Raw genomic sequence first — 18,826 nt, forward strand, 5'->3', positions numbered from 1 at the left:
CAGAGTGCGCGGCAAGCCTCGGCCTTCAGGCCGGGGAAGGATAGCGCGGACGCCGCAGGCGTCCTTTGGGGCGGTCAGTGTGGCGTTTGCTGTTGCTCAATGTACTGGCGGATGATTTCAATGGGTGCACCACCACAGCTACCGGCAAACTAGGATGGCGACCACAGGGCGCGGCCCCACAGCTTCTTGCGGATACTCGGGTAATTCTTCTTGCGGGCCATCCGGCTAGACACGCCCTCCTCGTAGATCCGATTTGGCCTCAACTGACGTCAAAAAAGCGCCGCACGCGGGAGGGGCGTGCGGCGCAAACACGCAGCAACTGCGCGCATGCATGCTCACGAACCAAACGGGAGACAATCCGGAGCACGGCAATGCCCGGCGAGATTAATGCGCGGCGAATCGGAACGGAGTGAGAGGATTCGCAAAATGCATCACGACTTGCAATGCAAATCCGCAGACATGCGTGGTCAGGCTCCGCGGAGGCAATGCAGCGGGGCCTGACGGCTAACTTCGGAGGAGGTGGCGATCAGGCGAGCGCCAGGCGCCGCGGCCCTGGGCGGGCATGCCGGCGACCGTCAATGGCCTTGAGCGGGTCGCGCAGGACCGCCGTTCCGACATCCATGATGTCGCGCAACGCGGCACTGTCCGGCGTGTGCTCCGGCATCCAGAAATGCAGCGCCGCCCAACTGGGAAAATTGCTGGGCGGTGGCAGCAGGCGCGTCTTGCGGTCGCGCGTGACCAGTGGCACGTTGAAATCGAGCACCGGGCAGATGCCGCCGGCCGAATGCAGCAGCGTGATCTGTGTGTGCCACGATGGCACGACCGTTTCGCGGTGGCCCGGGGTGTTGGCCTGGCGGGCCAGGAAGGTATGCAGCGGGCTGCTGGCCTCGCAGTCTTCCTGCAGCAGGATCCAGTCGCTTTCCGAGTCGTCGTTGCCGCTGACGCGGGCGGCGCTGACCAGCCGTCGCGGCGTGGCCAGTATGCTGTGCGGGATGACGCCTTCCGGCACGTTGGCGCCATCGACGACGAACGCGCAATCCAGTTCGCCATTGTCCAGGTTGGCCGCAAGCGTCGCGCCTGCAATAACCGGTCTCGTGATGAAACTGTCGTGCGGAAACTGCTCGCAGAGCGCGGTGAGGATTTCGGTGATGACCGGGTCGCCGATCGACGACGAGAAGCCGATGGAAATCCGGCGACGCCCGCTCGTGTCATGGCTGGCGCAGGTGTCATGCGGGCGTACCAGCAGGTTCCATTTGGCCAGGATCTGGCGCGCGGTTTGTTCGAGCCGCAGCGCATGCGGCGTGGGTTCCAGCGTGCCGTTGCGTTTGACGAACAGGGCATCGCCGGTAATCTCCCGCAATCGTGCGAGGCTATAAGCCACCGTGGGCACGCGGCCCTGGGTGCAGGCCGCGACGGCATTGAGGTCGCGGTATTCCATCAGGAGAACAAAAACGTGCAAAAGCTTGGTGCTGACGTGCCGCATGCTGACTTCTCCCGATCCATGACATTTTTTTTGTCTTTGTTTTTGTTAGTGATGCAAGACAATCGCAACCTCTTGCAACCTTTGAGGCCGGCACACGCGAAACGCAGTGCGCCTTACGGCGGTCGATGCTTGAGACTGCTTGGGCGGGGGATTAGGTTTGCCCGGGTCACTGATCAAACTGGCAAGCTACATGACGCAACAGGGCGACTGATATCGCACATTGCGGCAGTGCTTCCTCTGCCTTCAGGCCGGTACGTGGCGGCGGCTCGCTGTTCATCACCTGTCTTTGCCAGTCAGGTGTGGTGCCGTCGGGACGCCTGTCTGCAAATACCGGGTGGCGTGCTTTGCAGGCGTTTCGAAATTTAGTTGATGCCGAGGAATCTTAATACAACATCTTAAGAACTACTAGGAACGTGGTTCGAATTCTTGCAATTCGATGAGATCCAACGCTACTTTGTTCGGACAAGAAGACAACGCCGAAACCCGCTTGCCGCAAAGGAATATGGGCGTCGATGTCACATGTCGTACGTCATTCGAAAGCAATCGACGTGTGCAATTTGCGGTTTAATGCGATTGTCTTTTGCTGGCCTCGCAATCGGATTTTTCCAAATTGGAGTGACAAAATTTACGTGCTCCGATTGCGTCGATGAGGCCTTTGCACGGGCCACGCCACGTCGATCCGTCGGCGCATTTTCGCTGCGCTTGAACGACGCTTTCGGCGGCTCCAGAGAACGTCCCCTTGCAAGGCGCCCGGCAGTTTCTTCGCTCATGCCTTGGCAGCTTCTTGGTCGCGTTTTCGAAAGACCGCAGATGCGCTTCCTCCAACGCACCCGCGTATGAATCCATGCGCCGCGCATATCGGCGCGCGCATCCCCGAGCCCTTCACGGTGCCTTGCCGAGCTGGCAGGAATCTCCGCTCAATTTGCTTAACTCGCGCCGCGAAGACACTGAATTGCCTTTTGCGCGAGCCGTAGGCTAACGTACGGCAAGGTCGGCGGGCCAGCGCGCCCGCCGCGCGGGCACTCGGCGAGCGGAGGCAAGGGTGTGAACAGACGCTATTCGGAAGAGCAGATCCGCATGTATCTGGCCGAGGCCGCCAATGGCGTGCCCGTGCGGGAGCTCTGCGCGCGATATGGCTTCAGCGATGCATCCTTCTACGGGTGGCGCGCGAAGTATGGTTCGCCGCGCCAGGCGGATGCACCCGATGGACGGCGGATCCGGCAGCTTCAGGAGGAGAACGCACGCCTGAAGAGTATGCTTGCGGACGCGCTGCTCAAGCTGGAATTGCTGCGCAACCGTACCGGCCGCCACGGCAACGGCAAGGACCATTGACATCCGGTCCGTGGCCGGCGCCGTGCATACCGGGTTTCTTTGCAGGCGCACCGTGCAGGCGATGCGTCGATTTCTGGAGTATTGGGTGAATAGGTTTTTTGCAGCATTGGGCGTGGCGCTGTGGCTCGGACTGTCCATGGGCCAGGCGGGGGCGGCGCCGCCGCTGGATCCGTCCACGCCGATGGTGGCCCCGCCGCCGCCGCGCATGCTCGATCCTGCCACGGCTACCGTGGAGGACACCGACGGCACGCTGAGTGCATCGCAGCGCCAACGCTGCCAGTCGCTGCTGGATCAACTCAGCGCCTTGCCCAAGGGGCCGCAATGGTCGCAAGGCAAATCGGCCGTCACCACCGCTGACGGCCGCACCTATCCCACGCTGGAGCGGGCACCGGATCGCAAGCGATTGGAAGAGGCCTATCGCCAGGAGTGCGCGCAGGCGAAGAAGTAAGCGCGCCGAGCCAGGGGTTGCGTGCGGCCGACTGCGGGCAGAAGCGCAGTCGGCGAGCACGCCGAAGGCCACGGCGATCGCACGATGTCGACATCGACGTCAACGGCGACAACAGCCTCAACGCGAATCAGCAACTCCACGTCAATCGGTCCGGTATCAAGCGGACGCGCAAGCCGTCCAGTCGCGGCATCGTGTCCAACTCCAATCCGAACGTTGTCAACGCTTCGACGCGCAGCGGCAACAGGGCCACGGCATTGACCGGGGCTTCGTTCGGCTCCAGCCCCGGCATATCTCCCAGCGGACGAAACCTGACCTGCCTCCATCCGGGTGGCGATTCGCAGACGTGCATGAGGCCGCCCTCACCCAGCGGATAGACCGCCATGCCGGGCTTGCCCTGGGTGTACGGGGTGTCGCCCCCGCGCTGGCGGAGTCGTGTCGGGAATAGCGGCGGGAGATACCCTTCGCTGCGGCGCGACAACCCCATCGGAAGACCGTACAGGACAGGCGTAAGGTGCAGAAGGAGGCGCCGCTATCAGGCGGATTCCGTGTCATTCCAGTGGTCGTCATCTGCCCGTGCCCAATATGAAAACCGGCTAACGGCGGTTATCGCGGGCGGTTCTGCATTCTTTTGTGCGCTGAGGGAGGCGTTTTCGAGCGATCCGCCCGCTGCCCGGCGACCACACGCTGCAAGCCCGGAATTGTTTCAAAAATTCATGTTGTGTCTTGCAGACAATACTGCCGATCTCGTCACGAGGCCTGTGTTATGCTGCGTCGCACAACAAGGGAGGGGACCCGTTCCAAGACGAGCAGGAGTCTTCACATGGTCAAAAGCATGTCCACGGACTGGGAAGCGCAACTGCGACAAATCGGTCGCGCGCAATTCCGGACCGCAAAGCAATTCCGATCGTGGCTGGGGCGCCTGGATATGGCGCAATCGGCTACCCGCCGCTCCCGCAATCCCGCGGTCGGCGATCCCGCGCCGGGCGATTTGCCGGGCGCCTGGCAGTCCCACAGCCTCGGACTGGCGCCATTGCCGGGCGAACTCGTCCCGCAACTGTCGTACCGCCTCTATATTCCATCCCGCGCCAAGGGCGCACTACCGGTGGTGGTCATGCTGCACGGCTGCCACCAGACGCCGGAAGATCTGGCCGCCGGCACAGGCATGAATGCGCTGGCCGAGCGCGAGGGCTTTATCGTTGTCTACCCGCAGCAACCGCTGCGGCGATCCGTCCATCGTTGCTGGCAATGGTTTGACCTGGCCGCCGGGGAGGGCGGGCGCGAGGCACAGGCCGTCGCGATGCTGATCGACGAACTGGCCAGCCGGCCGGACGTGCGGCCAGATGAAATCTACCTGGCGGGTTTGTCCGCAGGTGCCGCGATGGCGGCCGTGGTGGCGCTGCGCTATCCGCAGAAGGTGGCCGCCGTTGGCTTGCACTCCGGCGTGGTGATCGGCGCCGCCGATTCCCCGCGCGCCGGGCTCAAGGCCATGCAGCACGGGTCCACCGCCGAGCCCGCGTGGCTGCTGGATGCCGCCGGGGTGTCGCCTGGCGGTCCGGAAATGCCCGCGATCGTGGTGCATGGCATGGCTGACGACGCCGTGCATCCGGTCAATGGGCGTCAGCTGGCACGCCAGTTCCTGGCCTATAACCGGCTCGACGATCGCCTGGGCACGGCGGCGGCCAACGACGCCCCGCCGGTGCCGGACGGCGATTTTCGTGAAGCGCGCTTCGGCCGCTGGAATCGCGATCTCGTCCGGCTGGTCGAAGTGGCAGGGCTGGGCCACGCCTGGAGTGGTGGCGACGGCAAGATCCGCTATCACAGCGAGACCGGCCCGAACGCCAGCGAGCTGATGTGGCAGTTTTTCCGCCAGCATCGGCGCGCCGTGGCATAAATCGCAGGCAATAAAAAAACGGGGAAGGCTTCTGGCCTTCCCCGTTTTTGTTTGGGCGCTCCCGTTAGGTCGCAGCCCTGTCAGCCGCGCGCGCGATTGCGCACAAACAGTGCAGTGATGATGCCGATCAGGCAGACGCCGACCACATAGTGCGCCGGCGCGAGCGGATCATTCTTCAGCATCAGCGTGACGACGACCGGCGTCAGGCCACCGAAAATCGCGTAGGACATGTTGTACGAGAAGGACAGGCCCGAGAACCGGACCTGCGCCGGGAACGCGTGCACCAGCACGTAAGGCACCGCGCCGATGGTGCCGACGAAAAAGCCTGCCAGCGCGTAGAGCGGCAGCAGCAGGTCCGGGCGGGCGCCGATCATGGTGTACAGCGCGTAGGCCGTGGCGGCCAGCAGGATGCCGCCAGCGAACAGCGTGCGGCGCGCGCCGATGCGGTCGGCCAGCACGCCAGCCACCACGCAGCCGACCGACAGGCACAGCGTGGCCACACTGTTGGCCACCAGCGCCGTGCGGCCGTCAAAGCCGTACAGCTTCTGCAGGAACGTTGGCGTCATCAGGATCACCACGACGATACCGGCGGACAGCATCCAGGTCAGCAGCATCGACACCAGCACCGCGCCGCGATGATCGCGTACGACGGACTTCAGCGGCATCTCCTCGGCCAGCGCCTTGCGTTGCTGGAGCTCGGCGAACACCGGGGTCTCATGCAGCCAGCGGCGCAGGTACATCGAGCCGATGCCGAACACGCCGCCCAGCAGGAACGGCACGCGCCAGCCATAGTCCGCCAGCTCAGCCGGCGTGAAGACGGTGTTGATACCCGTCGCCACCAGCGAGCCCAGCAGGATGCCGGCCGTCAGGCCCGCGGTCAGCGTGCCGCAGGCATAGCCGATATGGCGATTGGGCACATGTTCCGAGACGAACACCCATGCGCCGGGGACTTCGCCACCCACCGCCGCGCCTTGCAGGATGCGCAGCAGCAGCAACGCCACGGGGGCCAGCAGGCCGATCGCATGATAGGTGGGCAGCAATCCCATCAGCAGCGTCGGCACGGACATCAGCAGGATGGACAGCGTGAACATCTTCTTGCGGCCCAGCAGGTCGCCGAAGTGCGCCATGATGATGCCGCCCAGCGGACGGGCCAGGTAGCCGGCGGCGAAGATGCCGAAGGTTTGCAACTGGCGCAGCCAATCCGGCACGGTCGGCGGGAAAAACAGCTGGCCGATAACCGTGGCGAAGAAGACAAAAATAATGAAATCGTAGAACTCGAGCGCGCCTCCGAGGGCGGCAAGGGCAAGCGTCTTGTAATCCTGGCCGGTCAGCGGGCGTGCGGCTTTGCCGCCTTGCGCACCCAGTGCCCCGGCAGTACTGCTGGAGGTGGACATGAAATGACTCGCATGGATGAATTCACATGCGAAGCGCGCAACACGGGTGACGTGAGAGAGACGGCCGAAGGGATGACAGCGCGGAATTTGGCGAACCTGGAATGGCGGGTAGGCCGGCAGGCTTGCGACTGACGCTTCGCAAAGGCGTAAAGATACCAGATCAACCCAATTGGCCCCTGGGCTCGCGCAACCGGCGATTCAAAATCTCCCTTTGCGCTGCCATAATCCGTGTCCATAATGAAATAAAAAGTGAAATCCGGGGCACAAAGCGCCATGAACGATGGGCGTGTGGGGTCAAATTTTCTGGGGTGACATGGCTTTCAAGGATTCCATCCAGTCCGCCACCGGGGCCGCCATGGCGACGCCTCGCCGGCGGGTGGCGGTGCGTGTGGCAGGCGGCGTGGTGGCCGCCGTGGCGGTATTCGGACTCGCGGGATATTTCGGCGGTCCGCCGCTGATCAAATACCTCGTCGAGAAAAACGCGACGGAGTCGCTGGGGCGCAAGGTCACGCTGGGCGAGGCGCATGTGCGGCCGTTCGAGCTGGCCGCGACGCTCAGGGACCTGACCATCTTCGAGCCCGACGGGAAGACGCCGATGGTGACGCTCGGCGAGGTCGAAGCCAACACGTCGGCCGCATCGGTCTGGCACCTCGCCCCGGTGGTCGATTTCCTCCATATCGACCGGCTGGCCGTGCACGTGGTGCGCGACGCCAGCGGCCGCATGAACTTTGCCGATGTGCAGGAGCGCTTCGCCGCGCAGCCGCCCAAGCCGGCCGACAGCAAGCCGGCGCGCTTCTCCGTCAGCAATATCGCCGTGACCAACAGCAGCTTTGTCTACGAGGACAAGCCGCTCAACACCGCGCAGCGCGTGGAGAATTTCACGCTGACGCTGCCGTTCCTGTCCAACCTGCCGCACGACGTCACGATCAACACGCGCCCGACGCTCTTCGCCAAGATCAATGGCACGCCGCTGGCGCTGGACGGCACGTCGCAGCCGTTTGCCGATACGCGCGAGACCCACCTCAACGTCAACCTGGACGGCCTGGAGGTTGCGAAGTACATGCCATTCGCCCCGCGCCTCAAGGATGCCGAGGTCAAGGGCGGGCTTGTCGATACACGGCTGAAGGTCGGCTTCCTGCAGGCGAAGGACAAGCAGGACTTGTTCGTCTCCGGCACGATCACGCTGCGCGATGCCGACGTCCAGACCCATGCCGGTGCTCCGCTGATCAAGGCGGGCAAGCTGGCTGTGGACCTGGATCGCGTGGAACCGCTTGCGCACACGGCGCACGTCAAGAGCATCGATCTCGAAGGGCTCGGACTGCAGGCGGCCCGCCGCGCCGACGGCACACTGAACCTCGCCACGGCCTTCCTGCCCGAGTCAGCCAAGGCGCCCGCGGCGGCACCCGCCACACCCGCCGCGGCCGGACCCCGGCCCGCGCCGGCATCGGCGCCAGCCGCCGCTGGCGTGCAGGCACCGCCCACCGCGGAGAGCGCGCCGTGGTCGTACGCCGTGGACCGCGTGACGCTGAAGGAGGCGAAGCTGGGATTTGCGGATGAGCTCGCGCCGTCGGGTCCCGGCAAGCTCGACATCGGCCCCGTCAACGTGGATGTGGCCGGCCTGGCCAGCACGGGCGACAAGCCCGCCACGCTCAACGCCACGGTGACCATCGCCGATGGCCAGACGCTGAAGCACACGGGCGAACTGGGCCTGAAGCAAGGCACGCTGGCCGGCACGCTGGAATCCACGGGGCTGCGTCCGCAGGGCTTCTCCGCATGGTGGCCGCGCGAACTGCAAAGCCAGTTCGGCGAGACCGGCGTCAACGCGGAACTGCACTACAAGATGGCCTGGTCGCAACCGGTGTTCCAGTTCACGCTCGAGAAATCGCGGCTGGAACTCTCCCCGGTCTACGTGACGACGCGCGAGCCGATCAAGCTGCCGGCGACGCCCGCGGCGGACAGCACCGACCGCGCCGGCCGCCAGGATCGCGCGGACAACGCCGATCGCAATAATGGCCGCAAGGGGCGTGCCGTGCGCGTGACGCGCACCCAGCCGCGCGTGGCTGACCTGGAGGGCGCCAACCTGCCGCTCGTCAAGGCGGACAAGCTCGTGGTGGAAGACATCAGCCTCGACCTGGCGAAGCAAAGCTTCGCGGCGGGGCAGGTGTCGCTGGTGCAGCCGCAGATAGCGGCCACTCGGGATTATCGCGGCGAACTGCTGGAGATGGCGCGCATCTGGGCCGCCGCGTCGGCGGAGCAGAAGGCCGCGCCGGCGAAGGCGCCGCAAGCCCCGCAGGCGTCCCGGCCCGCCACGCCCGCCGCCAATGGCGCCAACGCCACGACTGCCACCAACGGCACCAGTGGTGCGGCGCCCGGCTGGAAGGTGCGGCTCGGCAAGGTATCGGTCGATCGCGGAGCCGCGCGGCTGGCCGACTACGCGCCGGCTGACGCCAACCGTGGCCGCCCGGTGGTTCACCAGTTCCACAATATCGGCCTGGATACCGGCGCGATCTCGTGGCCGCTTGCGGCCGCGCCAGTGCCCGTCAAGCTGCATGCGGAAAGCGGCCGCAAGGGCGTCATGAACATGGAGGGCGATATCCTGCCGACCGCGCCGGGAGCACAGCTCCAGCTCGATCTGCGCGAACTCGACGTTGCCCCGCTGCAGCCGTACCTGGCGGATCGGTTCAACGCGGCCTTGCGCAGCGGCGTGATGACCGTGAAGGGCAAGCTGAGCGTCAATGCTCCAGCCGGCAAGCCGATCGCGGCGCGCTTCAGCGGCAACGCCATCGCGGGCAATCTGCGCTCCGTGGACCGCATCACCGGCGAGGACTTCCTGCGCTGGCGCAGCCTGGCGGTGACCGGCATCGACTTCAACATGGACGATGCCAAGGGACCCTTGCAGCTGGGCATCAACAACGTGGCGCTGTCCGATTTCTATGCACGCGTGATCCTGAATGCCAACGGCCGCCTGAACTTGCAGGACGTGATGGCCGGCGGCGCGGCGAAGGGGGAGGCGGCGCCTTCCACCAGCCTGACGCAGGCCAGCCCCGCATCCGCGCCTGCCGCTGCCGCGCCCGCGCCGGCGGGCCCGCGCCCGCAGATCCGGCTGGGCGGGGTGGCCATCAACAAGGGCAACATCAATTTCTCGGACTTCTTCGTCAAGCCCAACTACTCCGCGAACCTGACCGACATGAAAGGGTCGGTGTCGAAGGTGTCGTCCGGCGATCCCACGCCCGCGGACCTGGTGCTCGATGGCAGGCTGGATGACGACGCGCCGGTCAGCATCAGCGGCAAGATCAATCCGCTTGGCGAGCAGCTTTTCCTGGACATCGTTGCCAAGGCCGCCGGCGTGGAGCTCACGCGCCTGACGCCGTATGCGGCCAAGTACGCCGGGTACCCGATCACCAAGGGCAAGCTTACGGTGGATGTGGCGTACAAGATCGAGAACGGCAAGCTTGACGCAAAGAACCACCTTTACCTCGACCAGCTTACGTTCGGTGACAAGGTGGATAGTCCGGATGCGGTGAAGCTGCCGGTGCTGCTGGCGGTATCGCTGCTCAAGGACCGCAATGGCGTGATCGACATCAACCTGCCGGTGTCGGGGTCATTGTCCGATCCCGAGTTCAGCATTGGCGGCGTGATCGTGCGCGTGATCGTCAACCTGCTGGCCAAGGCCATCACGTCGCCGTTCGCGCTGATTGCATCGGCGTTCGGCGGCAGTGGCGAGGAGCTTGGCTATATCGAGTTCGCGCCGGGCTCCTCCACGCTGAACGATGCCGCGCGCGAGAAGATCACCACCGTGGGCAAGGCGCTGAACGACCGGCCGTCGCTGAGGCTGGAGATCAGCGGCCGTATCGACCCGGCCACGGATGCCGATGGGGCCCGCCGCGTCTGGCTGAACCAGCGCGTTGCCGATGCCAAGCAGCGCGAATTGCGCCGCAGCGCGCAGGCGGGCGACCAGGCCGAGGAGGGCGAAGGTGGCCAGCAGGGCGCGCGCGTGACCGTATCGCCGCAGGAATATCCGAAGTACCTGGAAGCGGTCTACAAGCGCGAATCGTTCAAGAAGCCCCGCAACTTCATCGGCCTGACCAAGTCGCTGCCCACGCAGGAAATGGAAAAGCTGCTGCTGGAGAACGCCCCAGTGACGGATACCGAACTGCGTGCCCTGGCCGACCAGCGTGCGCTGGCCGTCAAGCAGTCGCTCGAAAATGACGGCAAAGTGCCGGATGCGAAACTCTTCCTGACGGCGCCAAAGCTCACCGCCGAAGGCATCAAGGACAAGGGCGCTCCGAATCGCGTCGATTTCTCGATTCGTCAGTAACCGGAGCGGTTTGGCCACGGCGCCTGAGGCGCGCCGCCGCCAAACCGCGTATCATTCGGCCGGTCCATTTTTCGATTCGGAGAGCGTTTTGCAGCAGGAAGCCGTTGTCTACAAGACCTGGGTTTGCATCATTTGCGGATGGGTGTACGACGAGGAACAGGGCTGGCCCGATGACGGCATCGCCCCCGGCACGCGCTGGGAAGACATCCCGGCGGACTGGCGTTGCCCGGAATGCGATGTGACGAAGGAAGACTTTGCGATGATCGAGCTCTGATCATCCGGTGATGGAATGCGTTGCCGCCTGGCAACGCGCAGTCCGGCACGGCGCGCTAGTGGCGCTGTGTCGAACGGAAGATGCCGACGCGCCCCCGTCGGCGCGCGCATCGCGTGTAGCGCATCCGGTACGGATGGCTACAACGCCAGAATGCGGTGGCCACGGTCACGATCAGCAGCGTCGCCATGATCGTGGCGATCACGGTGAGCGACATCGCGCCTCCCCCTCTCTCAAAAGGCGCCGGGCCAGGCCGCTAGATCAATAGCGGCAGCGCCTCGAGTACCAGCACCCCAAGCAGGACACCGATGATCGCGCCCGCGCAACGGCAACTGATGCGAAGCGCCTTGGCGGCTACCGGAATCGCACCCATCGCCAACAGCCCGACGAGTGCCATGGGGATCAGGAATACAAGATCATGCGCCTGAAGGTGCAGCATGGCGGTCTCCTGTCTTGCTTCTTTGTGATTTCAGTATAGGCCCTGTGTGGCGAATACAAGGCGAGCGCGCTCAGGGTTCTCCCGCACCGCTTGCCTGCGCTGTCCGCATCCGTCCTGCGCTCGTTGCCGCCAGATGTACCGGATGAAAGACTTTCCTCGCGTGTTTTGCGCCGGGCACGCCGCAGACCGTGGCGTTTCCCCCGCACCGTATGCCGCGCTTGCGGCGCGTATCCTATGCTGGACACATGCGCGACCCCATGGCTTGGCCGAGCGTCGCGTAGAGATCGATTGGAGACGAAGGACGCTGGAGGGCGCTATGGAACTTCACATGCAATCGCACCACTACGTGCGCCGCCTGCCCGACTGGGGTGCGGCTGCCGTATCGGGGCTGGCGGCGGGCGCGCTGCTGATCGTGGTGGAACTGTTCTGGTCGACCATGGTGTCGGGCATCAACCCGTGGGCCACCACGCGGATGATCGCGGCGATCGTGATGGGCCGGGAGGTGCTGCAGACCTCGCTGTTCAGCATGGCCACGGTGGCCGCGGCGCTGGTGATCCACTTCGTGCTGGGCGCGATACTGGGCATGGTGCTTTGCGCAATCATCGCGCCGTTCCAGCTGGATTCCAGTATCGGCATGTCCATGCTGGCCGGAGCCGTGTTCGGCGTGGTGGTCTACCTGTTCAACTTCTACGTGATGACGGGCATGTTTGCGTGGTTTGTCGATGCGCGCGGCTGGCACACGCTGGTGGGCCACATGATCTTCGGCATATGCATCGCGCTGTGCTACTGGAAGCTGGAGTCGCGCGACGTGTCGCATTAGCGGCGTTCTGCCTGGGATGTACCGGTTGCGTCGCGCGCTTTGCTATTACACGGGCCGCGCGCGGCAACGATGGCGGTTGGGATCGCGAATCCCATCCGCCATTTTTTATGCTGCGCCGCATCCCGCGTGTGCCTGGTGCAGCGCCGCACACGCATGTGCAGATGTCGCCTTGCAGTGACCTGAGCCGATGCACTAGTCTTATTCCACCTGCGTGACTTGCACATCCCTCGCGGCACGGTGCCGTGTGGAGGAGGGTGGATATGGCGATGGCCATCGCACTCGTTGTCCTCGTCGTCGCTTCGGTGCTCTTTCATTTCCTGAGCCCGTGGTGGGCGACGCCGCTTGCGTCCAACTGGAAGCAGATGGACGACACGCTGACCATTACCCTGGTCATCACAGGCATCTTCTTCATCGTCATCAACCTGTTCATCGGCTACATCGTCTGGCGTTACCGCCATCGCGAAGGGCATCGCGCCGCCTACCAGCCGGAAAACCGCAAGATGGATCTCTGGCTGACCGGCCTGACCGCGGTCGGCATCATGGCGCTGCTGGCGCCCGGCCTGATCGTGTATGCCGACTACGTGCGGCCGCCGCGCGAGGCCATGGTGCTGGAAGTGGTGGGGCAGCAGTGGCAATGGGCGTTCCGCTTTCCGGGCAAGAGTGGCGAGCTCGGTACGTCGGATCCGCGCTTCGTCAACGCCGGCAATCCGCTCGGGCTGAATCCCGACGACCCGAACGGGCAGGACGATGTGATCGTGGTCGGCCCCGAGGTGCACCTGCCGCTCAATCGCCCGATCAAGGTGTTGCTACGCTCCAAGGACGTGCTGCATGATTTCTACGTGCCGCCATTTCGCGCACGGATGAACATGGTACCGGGCATGGTGACGTCGTTCTGGTTTACGCCCACGCAGGCCGGCAAGTACGACATCCTCTGCGCGCAGCTCTGCGGCGTGGGGCACTACAACATGCGCGGGCATGTGGTGGTGGAGGATCAGGCGGCCTTCGACGCCTGGCTGGCAAAGCAGCCGACGTTCGCGCTGACGATGGCGAAGAGCGCACCGCCGGCGACGGCGCCCGGCTCGGCGGCTACCCCGTCCGCCGCTGGCGGCACGGATCTGGTCGAACAGGGACGCGCGCTGGCCCAAAGCAAGGGCTGCGTCGGGTGCCACAGCATCGACGGCAGCCCCGGTGTGGGGCCGACGTGGAAGGGGCTGTTCGGCAGCACGCAGGCGTTTGTCGATGGCAGCAGCGCGCCTGTCGACGATGCGTTCCTGAAAAAGGAAATCGAGGATCCGCAGGCCCGGGTCGTGAAGGGCTTCGGACCCCTGATGCCCAAGATGCCGGTGACCGATGCCGAAGTGGCGGCACTGTCCGCGTATATCCGTGCGCTGGGCACCGGCGCCGCCGGGACGCCGCAGGCCGGCAAGCAGTGACACAAAGCGGGAGGAAGAGATGGCCTACGCCGATGATGCCGCCCACCACGGTCCGCAGAGTTTCTGGACGCGCTACGTCTGGAGCCAGGACCACAAGGTGATTGCCGTGCAGTACACCATCGTCGCCATCGTGGTGGGGCTGGTGGGCGTGGCGCTGTCCAATCTCATGCGTTTGCAGTTGGGGTTTCCGGGCAAGTTCGATTTCATCGACGCCAACCGCTACTACCAGTTCGTCACCATGCACGGGATGATCATGGTGATCTACCTGCTGACGGCATTGTTCCTGGGCGGCTTCGGCAACTACCTGATCCCGCTGATGGTGGGCGCGCGCGACATGGTGTTCCCGTTCCTCAACATGCTGAGCTTCTGGGTCTACTTCCTGTCGGTGATCGTGCTGCTGGCCAGCTTCTTCGTTCCTGGAGGGCCAACCGGGGCGGGCTGGACGCTCTATCCACCACAGGCCATCCTGCCCGGCACGCCGGGCCATGAATGGGGCATCATCCTGATGCTGGTGTCGCTGGTGATCTTCATCGTCGCCGCGACGATGGGCGGCCTGAACTACGTGACCACGGTGCTGCAGGCCCGTACGGAAGGCATGACGATGCTGCGCATGCCGCTGGCCGTGTGGGGCATCTTCATGGCGACGATCCTGGCGCTGCTGGCGTTTCCGGCGCTGTTCGTGTCCGGCGTGATGATGCTGCTGGACAAGACGCTGGGCACCAGCTTCTTCATGCCCGCGATGGTGTCGATGGGCCAGCAGCTCAACTACAAGGGCGGCAGCCCGTTGCTGTTCCAGCATCTGTTCTGGTTCTTTGGCCACCCCGAGGTCTATATCGTGGCGCTGCCGGCGTTCGGCATCGTGTCCGACCTGGTCAGCGTGCATTCGCGCAAGAGCATCTTCGGCTACCGCACGATGGTCTGGGCGATCCTCGCCATCGGCCTGCTGTCCGTGGTGGTGTGGGCGCACCACATGTTCGTCAGCGGGATGAATCCGTACTTCGGCTTCTTCTTTGCCACGACCACGCTGATCATCGCGGTGCCCACGGCCATTAAGGTCTACAACTGGGTCATCACGCTGTGGCGCGGCGATATTCACTTCTCGGTGCCGATGCTGTTTGCCATCGCGTTCATCAGCACGTTTGTGATCGGCGGTCTGACGGGACTGTTCCTCGGCAATGTGAGCGTGGATATTCCGCTGTCCAACACGTACTTCGTGGTCGCGCACTTCCACATGGTGATGGGGGTATCACCGATCCTGGTGGTGTTTGGGGGCATCTACCACTGGTATCCGAAAGTGACCGGGCGCATGCTGAACGACACGCTGGGCCGCATCCACTTCTGGGTGACGTTCGTCGGCACGTACGCGATCTTTTTCCCGATGCACTACCTGGGCATCCTGGGCATGCCCCGCCGCTACTACGCCTACGACAACTACAGCTTTATCCCCGAGTCGGCGCATGTGATGAACATGTATATCTCGATCGCGGCCTTCGTGGTGGCCACGGCGCAGCTGCTGTTTGTCTTCAACCTGGTGTGGAGCCTGCGGCGCGGCCAGCCGGCCGGCCCGAACCCATGGCGCGCGGCGTCGCTCGAATGGCAGACCCCGCAGACGCCGCCCGAGCACGGCAACTGGGGACCGCATCTGCCGGTGGCGCACCGCTGGGCCTATGCGTACAGCGTGCCCGGGGCCCCGGAAGACTTCATCGCGCAGAATGCTCCGCCTGACGCCGGCGGGGCGGAACCCGAACCGCACGCCAGCCGGGGAGCCGTAGCATGAACGCCGAATCGCTTGCGACCGACACGCCAGCCGGGGTCTTCCGCGTCTCGCGCGAATCGCCCGAGGGCGGCTCGACGGGCGGAGACGCCACGCATGGTCATGGCACGCGCGCACCCGGCAGCATCGGGCTGTGGGTGTTCATGGGCGTGGTGACAGCCCTGTTTTCGCTGTTCCTGGCCGCGTACGCGATGCGCATGGATAGCCCGGACTGGCAGCAGGTCACGCTGCCGTGGCAGGTCTGGCTGTCCACCGCGTTGCTGGCGGGCGCCAGCGTGGCGATGCAGGTCGCCGTGCGCGCGGGCCGGGCCGGAAGGATGGTGCGTGCACGCCGCGCGTTGCGAATCGGCGGACTGGGCGCGGTCGCATTCGTGGCCTCCCAGCTATGGGCCTGGCAAGCCCTCTATGCGCTGCACGTGGTGCCGGCCAACAACCCGGCCGGCAGCTTCTTCTACCTGCTGACGGCGATGCACGGGTTGCATATGCTCGGCGGGCTGGTGGGATTCGCGTTCGTCATGACGGACCGGGGCAGCGGCACGCGCACCGTGATGCGCATCGGCCTGTGCGCGCGCTACTGGCACTTCCTGCTGGCGGTCTGGATCGTGCTGCTTGCCGCGCTGGGCTGGCTGACGCCGGAAATCGTGCGCTACATCTGCGGCACCGCATAAGAGGGGAGGGAATGACGATGTCCTCGCAAGCCACTTCGCCGACGCAACCGTCCCCGGGCGGGCTGGATCACATGCCGGAGGGCCTCAAGGGCCTGGTGGCCGACTGGTCGTCGGACCAGCGTGCGTTCAAGGTGTCGTGGGGCAAGGCCATGATGTGGATCTTCCTCCTGTCCGATACCTTCGTCTTCAGCTGCTTCCTGACCGGCTACATGACCGTGCGCATGTCCACCACGGTGCCCTGGCCGAATCCGAGCGAAGTCTTTGCGCTGCAAATCGGCGGCGAGCCTATTCCGCTGATCCTGATCGCGATCATGACGTTCGTGCTGATCACCAGCAGCGGCACCATGGCGATGGCCGTCAACTTCGCCTACCGGCGCCAGCGCCGCGAATGCGCGCTGCTGATGCTGGCCACCGCCATACTCGGCGCGTCCTTCGTTGGCATGCAGGCGTTCGAATGGACCAAGCTGATCGTCGATGAAGGCGTGCGGCCTTGGGGCAACCCGATGGGGGCGGCGCAGTTCGGCTCCACATTCTTCATGATCACGGGCTTCCACGGCTTTCACGTGACCTGCGGCGTGATCTACCTGCTGGTGATCGCCAGCAAGGTCTTGCGCGGCCATTACGAGGCGGGCGGCAACTACCAGGTGGTGGAGATCGCCGGGCTGTACTGGCACTTCGTGGACCTGGTCTGGGTGTTTATCTTCGCGTTGTTCTATCTCTGGTGAGGCTGGCCATGGCATCGACTCCCACCGCTCCTCCGCCCGACCCGGCGATACACGCGCCCGCGCACAGCGGCCAGCAGCATCCGATCGGCCTGTACCTGAAGGTGTGGGTCCTGCTGTTCATCCTGTCCACGATGTCATACATGGTGGACTATTTTCACCTGTCCGGTTACCTGCGCTGGTTCCTGATCCTGCTGTTCATGGCGTTGAAGGCGGGGCTGATCATCGCCGTGTTCATGCACATGGCGTGGGAACGCATGGCGCTGATCTGCGCCATCCTGCTGCCGCCGCTGTGCCTGCTGGTACTGGTGTGGCTGATGGCGGCCGAGGCGGACTACACTTTCCTCACGCGCGGCGTCTTCTTCCGTTGAAGCCGGGTTACACCCGGCCCTGCCGCGCGGCTCCCATGCGGGGAATCTGCCAGCCATGCACGCCGCTACCGAAAGCATCCTGCTCTACAACCACGGCCGCGATCCCGAGCGGTTGACGCTCAAGCTGGCCGCCATCGCCGCAGACCCTTTTGCGTTCTTCCGTGGCACCAACCATCTCTATGCCGCATCGATGGAAACGGAGGCTGACCTGTTGCAGGCGCCCACCACGTACGTCTGCGGTGACCTGCACGTGGAGAACTTCGGCACGTTCAAGGGCGACAACGGCCTGGTGTATTTCGACCTGAATGATTTTGACGATGCGATGGTGGCACCGCTGACGGTCGACGTGGTCCGGATGCTGTCGAGCGTGATGGTGGCCGGCGAACGGTTCGGGCTGTCCGAGCCCGATACCCGTGCCGCCTGCACGCACATGTTGTCGGAATACACGACCGCGCTGCGCGCCGGCAAGCCTCGCTGGGTGGAACGTGCCACGGCCATCGGACTGGTGGCCACGCTGCTGCGGCAGGTCAAGCGCCGCAAGCGCGGTGCGCTGCTGGCTTCTCGTACGGAGATGCGTGATGGTCGGCGCCGGCTGGAGTTCGATCGCCACGCCATGCCTGCTGACAGGGCCGGGCGCCACAGTGGCACCGAGATCCTGGCGGTGTATTCGAAGCAGGAACATCACGGCCATCGGTTCGTGGCGGAAGATGTGGCGAGACGCGTGGCTGGCGTCGGGAGCCTGGGGCTGGAACGCTATGTGGTGCTGGCGCATGAGCGGGACGTGCCCACCGCGCGCCGGCTGATCGATATCAAGCGCGCCGCGCCGAGCGCATGGGATCGCATGCCAAAGCGCAGCCAGCCGCGCTGGGGCAGCGACGCGCAGCGCGTGGTGGCGATCCAGCAAGTCATGCAGGCCGCATCGCCGGCGCTGCTGTCCTATGTGCCGATGGGGAGCGCGTCATACGTCGTCAAGAGCCTGCAGCCGACGACCGATCGCGTCGACCTTGAGCATTGCCGCGACAAGGCCGCGTTGCAGGCGGTGCTGGCGACGATGGCGCACGCGGCGGCGTGGGCGCACCTGCGCGGCTGCGGCCATCATGCCGCGGACCGGATCGAACAGTTGCAGGATTTTGCCGCGGGCGGGCGCTGGCAATCGACGGCGCTGCGGCTGGCAAAGCACGGAAGGGACGTGTCGTTGGCGCAGTGGAGGGCGTACGCCGAGGACTACGGCATCGCGCGGGGCGCGGCCGAAAAGTTGGCCCGGAAGAAGAGGTGATGTGAGAGGAGGTGCCGGGGCTGGGTGCCCTCCCCGCAGGGCTGAGGATTACCCACAAATCCGGTTGTAAACCTCGGCAGACGGTGTTAACTTGCGCGCATCCTGTTCATTTTGCGGCAGCGGGTTGGCAATCGAGGACGACACGACAGACTGGGCGAGCGAGGAATTCGCGCAAGCGAATTTCGG

The 18,826-nt window shown here is 64.8% G+C and carries 17 protein-coding genes and 1 pseudogene; 12 read left to right on the forward strand and 6 right to left on the reverse strand.

The window, feature by feature from the left end; all coding sequences use genetic code 11:
• Nucleotides 1-74: 74 nt before the first annotated feature.
• The 3 genes and pseudogenes from AC1DOX_RS29955 to AC1DOX_RS29965 form a co-directional block, all read right to left on the reverse strand.
• A pseudogene (locus AC1DOX_RS29955) lies at nucleotides 75-239 on the reverse strand (transposase); the annotation flags it as partial.
• Between the two features lie 287 nt (nucleotides 240-526).
• Nucleotides 527-1,483: a LysR family transcriptional regulator gene (locus AC1DOX_RS29960; protein WP_092137362.1), complete on the reverse strand. Its 957-nt coding sequence runs from the start codon at nucleotides 1,481-1,483 to the stop codon at nucleotides 527-529.
• Nucleotides 1,484-1,998: 515 nt separating this feature from the next.
• The gene (locus AC1DOX_RS29965; RefSeq protein ID WP_441623994.1) at nucleotides 1,999-2,253 is read right to left on the reverse strand and encodes a hypothetical protein; all 255 of its coding nucleotides are present in this window, start codon (nucleotides 2,251-2,253) and stop codon (nucleotides 1,999-2,001) included.
• A gap of 274 nt (nucleotides 2,254-2,527) precedes the next feature.
• Between AC1DOX_RS29965 and AC1DOX_RS29970 the strand changes: the two genes are divergently transcribed.
• The 3 genes from AC1DOX_RS29970 (at nucleotide 2,528) to AC1DOX_RS29980 (ending at nucleotide 5,154) form a co-directional block, all read left to right on the forward strand.
• Nucleotides 2,528-2,815: a transposase gene (locus AC1DOX_RS29970; protein WP_092137363.1), complete on the forward strand. Its 288-nt coding sequence runs from the start codon at nucleotides 2,528-2,530 to the stop codon at nucleotides 2,813-2,815.
• A gap of 136 nt (nucleotides 2,816-2,951) precedes the next feature.
• Nucleotides 2,952-3,263 (forward strand): hypothetical protein, encoded by a 312-nt coding sequence (locus tag AC1DOX_RS29975; protein ID WP_441624001.1) that lies wholly within the window; start codon nucleotides 2,952-2,954, stop codon nucleotides 3,261-3,263.
• An 820-nt stretch (nucleotides 3,264-4,083) separates the two neighbouring features.
• Nucleotides 4,084-5,154: an extracellular catalytic domain type 1 short-chain-length polyhydroxyalkanoate depolymerase gene (locus AC1DOX_RS29980; RefSeq protein WP_441623997.1), complete on the forward strand. Its 1,071-nt coding sequence runs from the start codon at nucleotides 4,084-4,086 to the stop codon at nucleotides 5,152-5,154.
• 80 nt (nucleotides 5,155-5,234) lie between these two features.
• On the opposite strand, the gene AC1DOX_RS29985 is transcribed toward AC1DOX_RS29980, so the two are convergent.
• A complete protein-coding gene (locus AC1DOX_RS29985) occupies nucleotides 5,235-6,548 on the reverse strand; it encodes an MFS transporter (protein ID WP_092137365.1) in 1,314 nt (437 codons plus the stop codon).
• A gap of 313 nt (nucleotides 6,549-6,861) precedes the next feature.
• On the opposite strand from AC1DOX_RS29985, the gene AC1DOX_RS29990 reads away from it, so the two are divergent.
• Together AC1DOX_RS29990 and AC1DOX_RS29995 are read left to right on the forward strand one after the other, a co-directional pair.
• Complete coding sequence (locus AC1DOX_RS29990; RefSeq protein WP_477112675.1) at nucleotides 6,862-10,866, forward strand: DUF748 domain-containing protein; 4,005 nt, start codon at nucleotides 6,862-6,864, stop codon at nucleotides 10,864-10,866.
• Nucleotides 10,867-10,954: 88 nt separating this feature from the next.
• Nucleotides 10,955-11,140: a rubredoxin gene (locus AC1DOX_RS29995; RefSeq protein ID WP_092137789.1), complete on the forward strand. Its 186-nt coding sequence runs from the start codon at nucleotides 10,955-10,957 to the stop codon at nucleotides 11,138-11,140.
• A gap of 55 nt (nucleotides 11,141-11,195) precedes the next feature.
• Here AC1DOX_RS29995 and AC1DOX_RS30000 read toward each other — a convergent pair whose 3' ends face one another.
• Together AC1DOX_RS30000 and AC1DOX_RS30005 are read right to left on the reverse strand one after the other, a co-directional pair.
• Nucleotides 11,196-11,354 (reverse strand): hypothetical protein, encoded by a 159-nt coding sequence (locus AC1DOX_RS30000; RefSeq protein ID WP_441624578.1) that lies wholly within the window; start codon nucleotides 11,352-11,354, stop codon nucleotides 11,196-11,198.
• 39 nt (nucleotides 11,355-11,393) lie between these two features.
• Nucleotides 11,394-11,576, reverse strand: a complete 183-nt coding sequence (locus tag AC1DOX_RS30005) for a hypothetical protein (protein WP_092137367.1) — start codon at nucleotides 11,574-11,576, stop codon at nucleotides 11,394-11,396.
• A 316-nt stretch (nucleotides 11,577-11,892) separates the two neighbouring features.
• Between AC1DOX_RS30005 and AC1DOX_RS30010 the strand changes: the two genes are divergently transcribed.
• The 7 genes from AC1DOX_RS30010 (at nucleotide 11,893) to AC1DOX_RS30040 (ending at nucleotide 18,640) form a co-directional block, all read left to right on the forward strand.
• Nucleotides 11,893-12,396, forward strand: coding sequence for a hypothetical protein (locus tag AC1DOX_RS30010; protein ID WP_441624577.1), 504 nt, complete (start codon nucleotides 11,893-11,895; stop codon nucleotides 12,394-12,396).
• A 260-nt stretch (nucleotides 12,397-12,656) separates the two neighbouring features.
• Nucleotides 12,657-13,829, forward strand: coding sequence for a cytochrome c oxidase subunit II (locus tag AC1DOX_RS30015; RefSeq protein ID WP_441624576.1), 1,173 nt, complete (start codon nucleotides 12,657-12,659; stop codon nucleotides 13,827-13,829).
• Nucleotides 13,830-13,848: 19 nt separating this feature from the next.
• Complete coding sequence (ctaD, locus tag AC1DOX_RS30020; protein WP_441624575.1) at nucleotides 13,849-15,606, forward strand: cytochrome c oxidase subunit I; 1,758 nt, start codon at nucleotides 13,849-13,851, stop codon at nucleotides 15,604-15,606.
• Complete coding sequence (locus AC1DOX_RS30025; RefSeq protein WP_441624574.1) at nucleotides 15,603-16,271, forward strand: cytochrome c oxidase subunit 3 family protein; 669 nt, start codon at nucleotides 15,603-15,605, stop codon at nucleotides 16,269-16,271. Before ctaD ends, AC1DOX_RS30025 begins: the two co-directional genes overlap by 4 nt.
• A 17-nt stretch (nucleotides 16,272-16,288) precedes the next feature.
• Nucleotides 16,289-16,996 (forward strand): heme-copper oxidase subunit III family protein, encoded by a 708-nt coding sequence (locus AC1DOX_RS30030; RefSeq protein ID WP_441624573.1) that lies wholly within the window; start codon nucleotides 16,289-16,291, stop codon nucleotides 16,994-16,996.
• A gap of 8 nt (nucleotides 16,997-17,004) precedes the next feature.
• Nucleotides 17,005-17,364, forward strand: a complete 360-nt coding sequence (locus tag AC1DOX_RS30035; RefSeq protein WP_092137372.1) for a cytochrome C oxidase subunit IV family protein — start codon at nucleotides 17,005-17,007, stop codon at nucleotides 17,362-17,364.
• A gap of 55 nt (nucleotides 17,365-17,419) precedes the next feature.
• Entirely contained in the window at nucleotides 17,420-18,640 is a 1,221-nt protein-coding gene (locus tag AC1DOX_RS30040; RefSeq protein ID WP_441624572.1) for a DUF2252 family protein, read from the forward strand.
• Nucleotides 18,641-18,826 lie beyond the last annotated feature (186 nt).

Source organism: Cupriavidus sp. 01L415 (genome assembly GCF_056400065.1).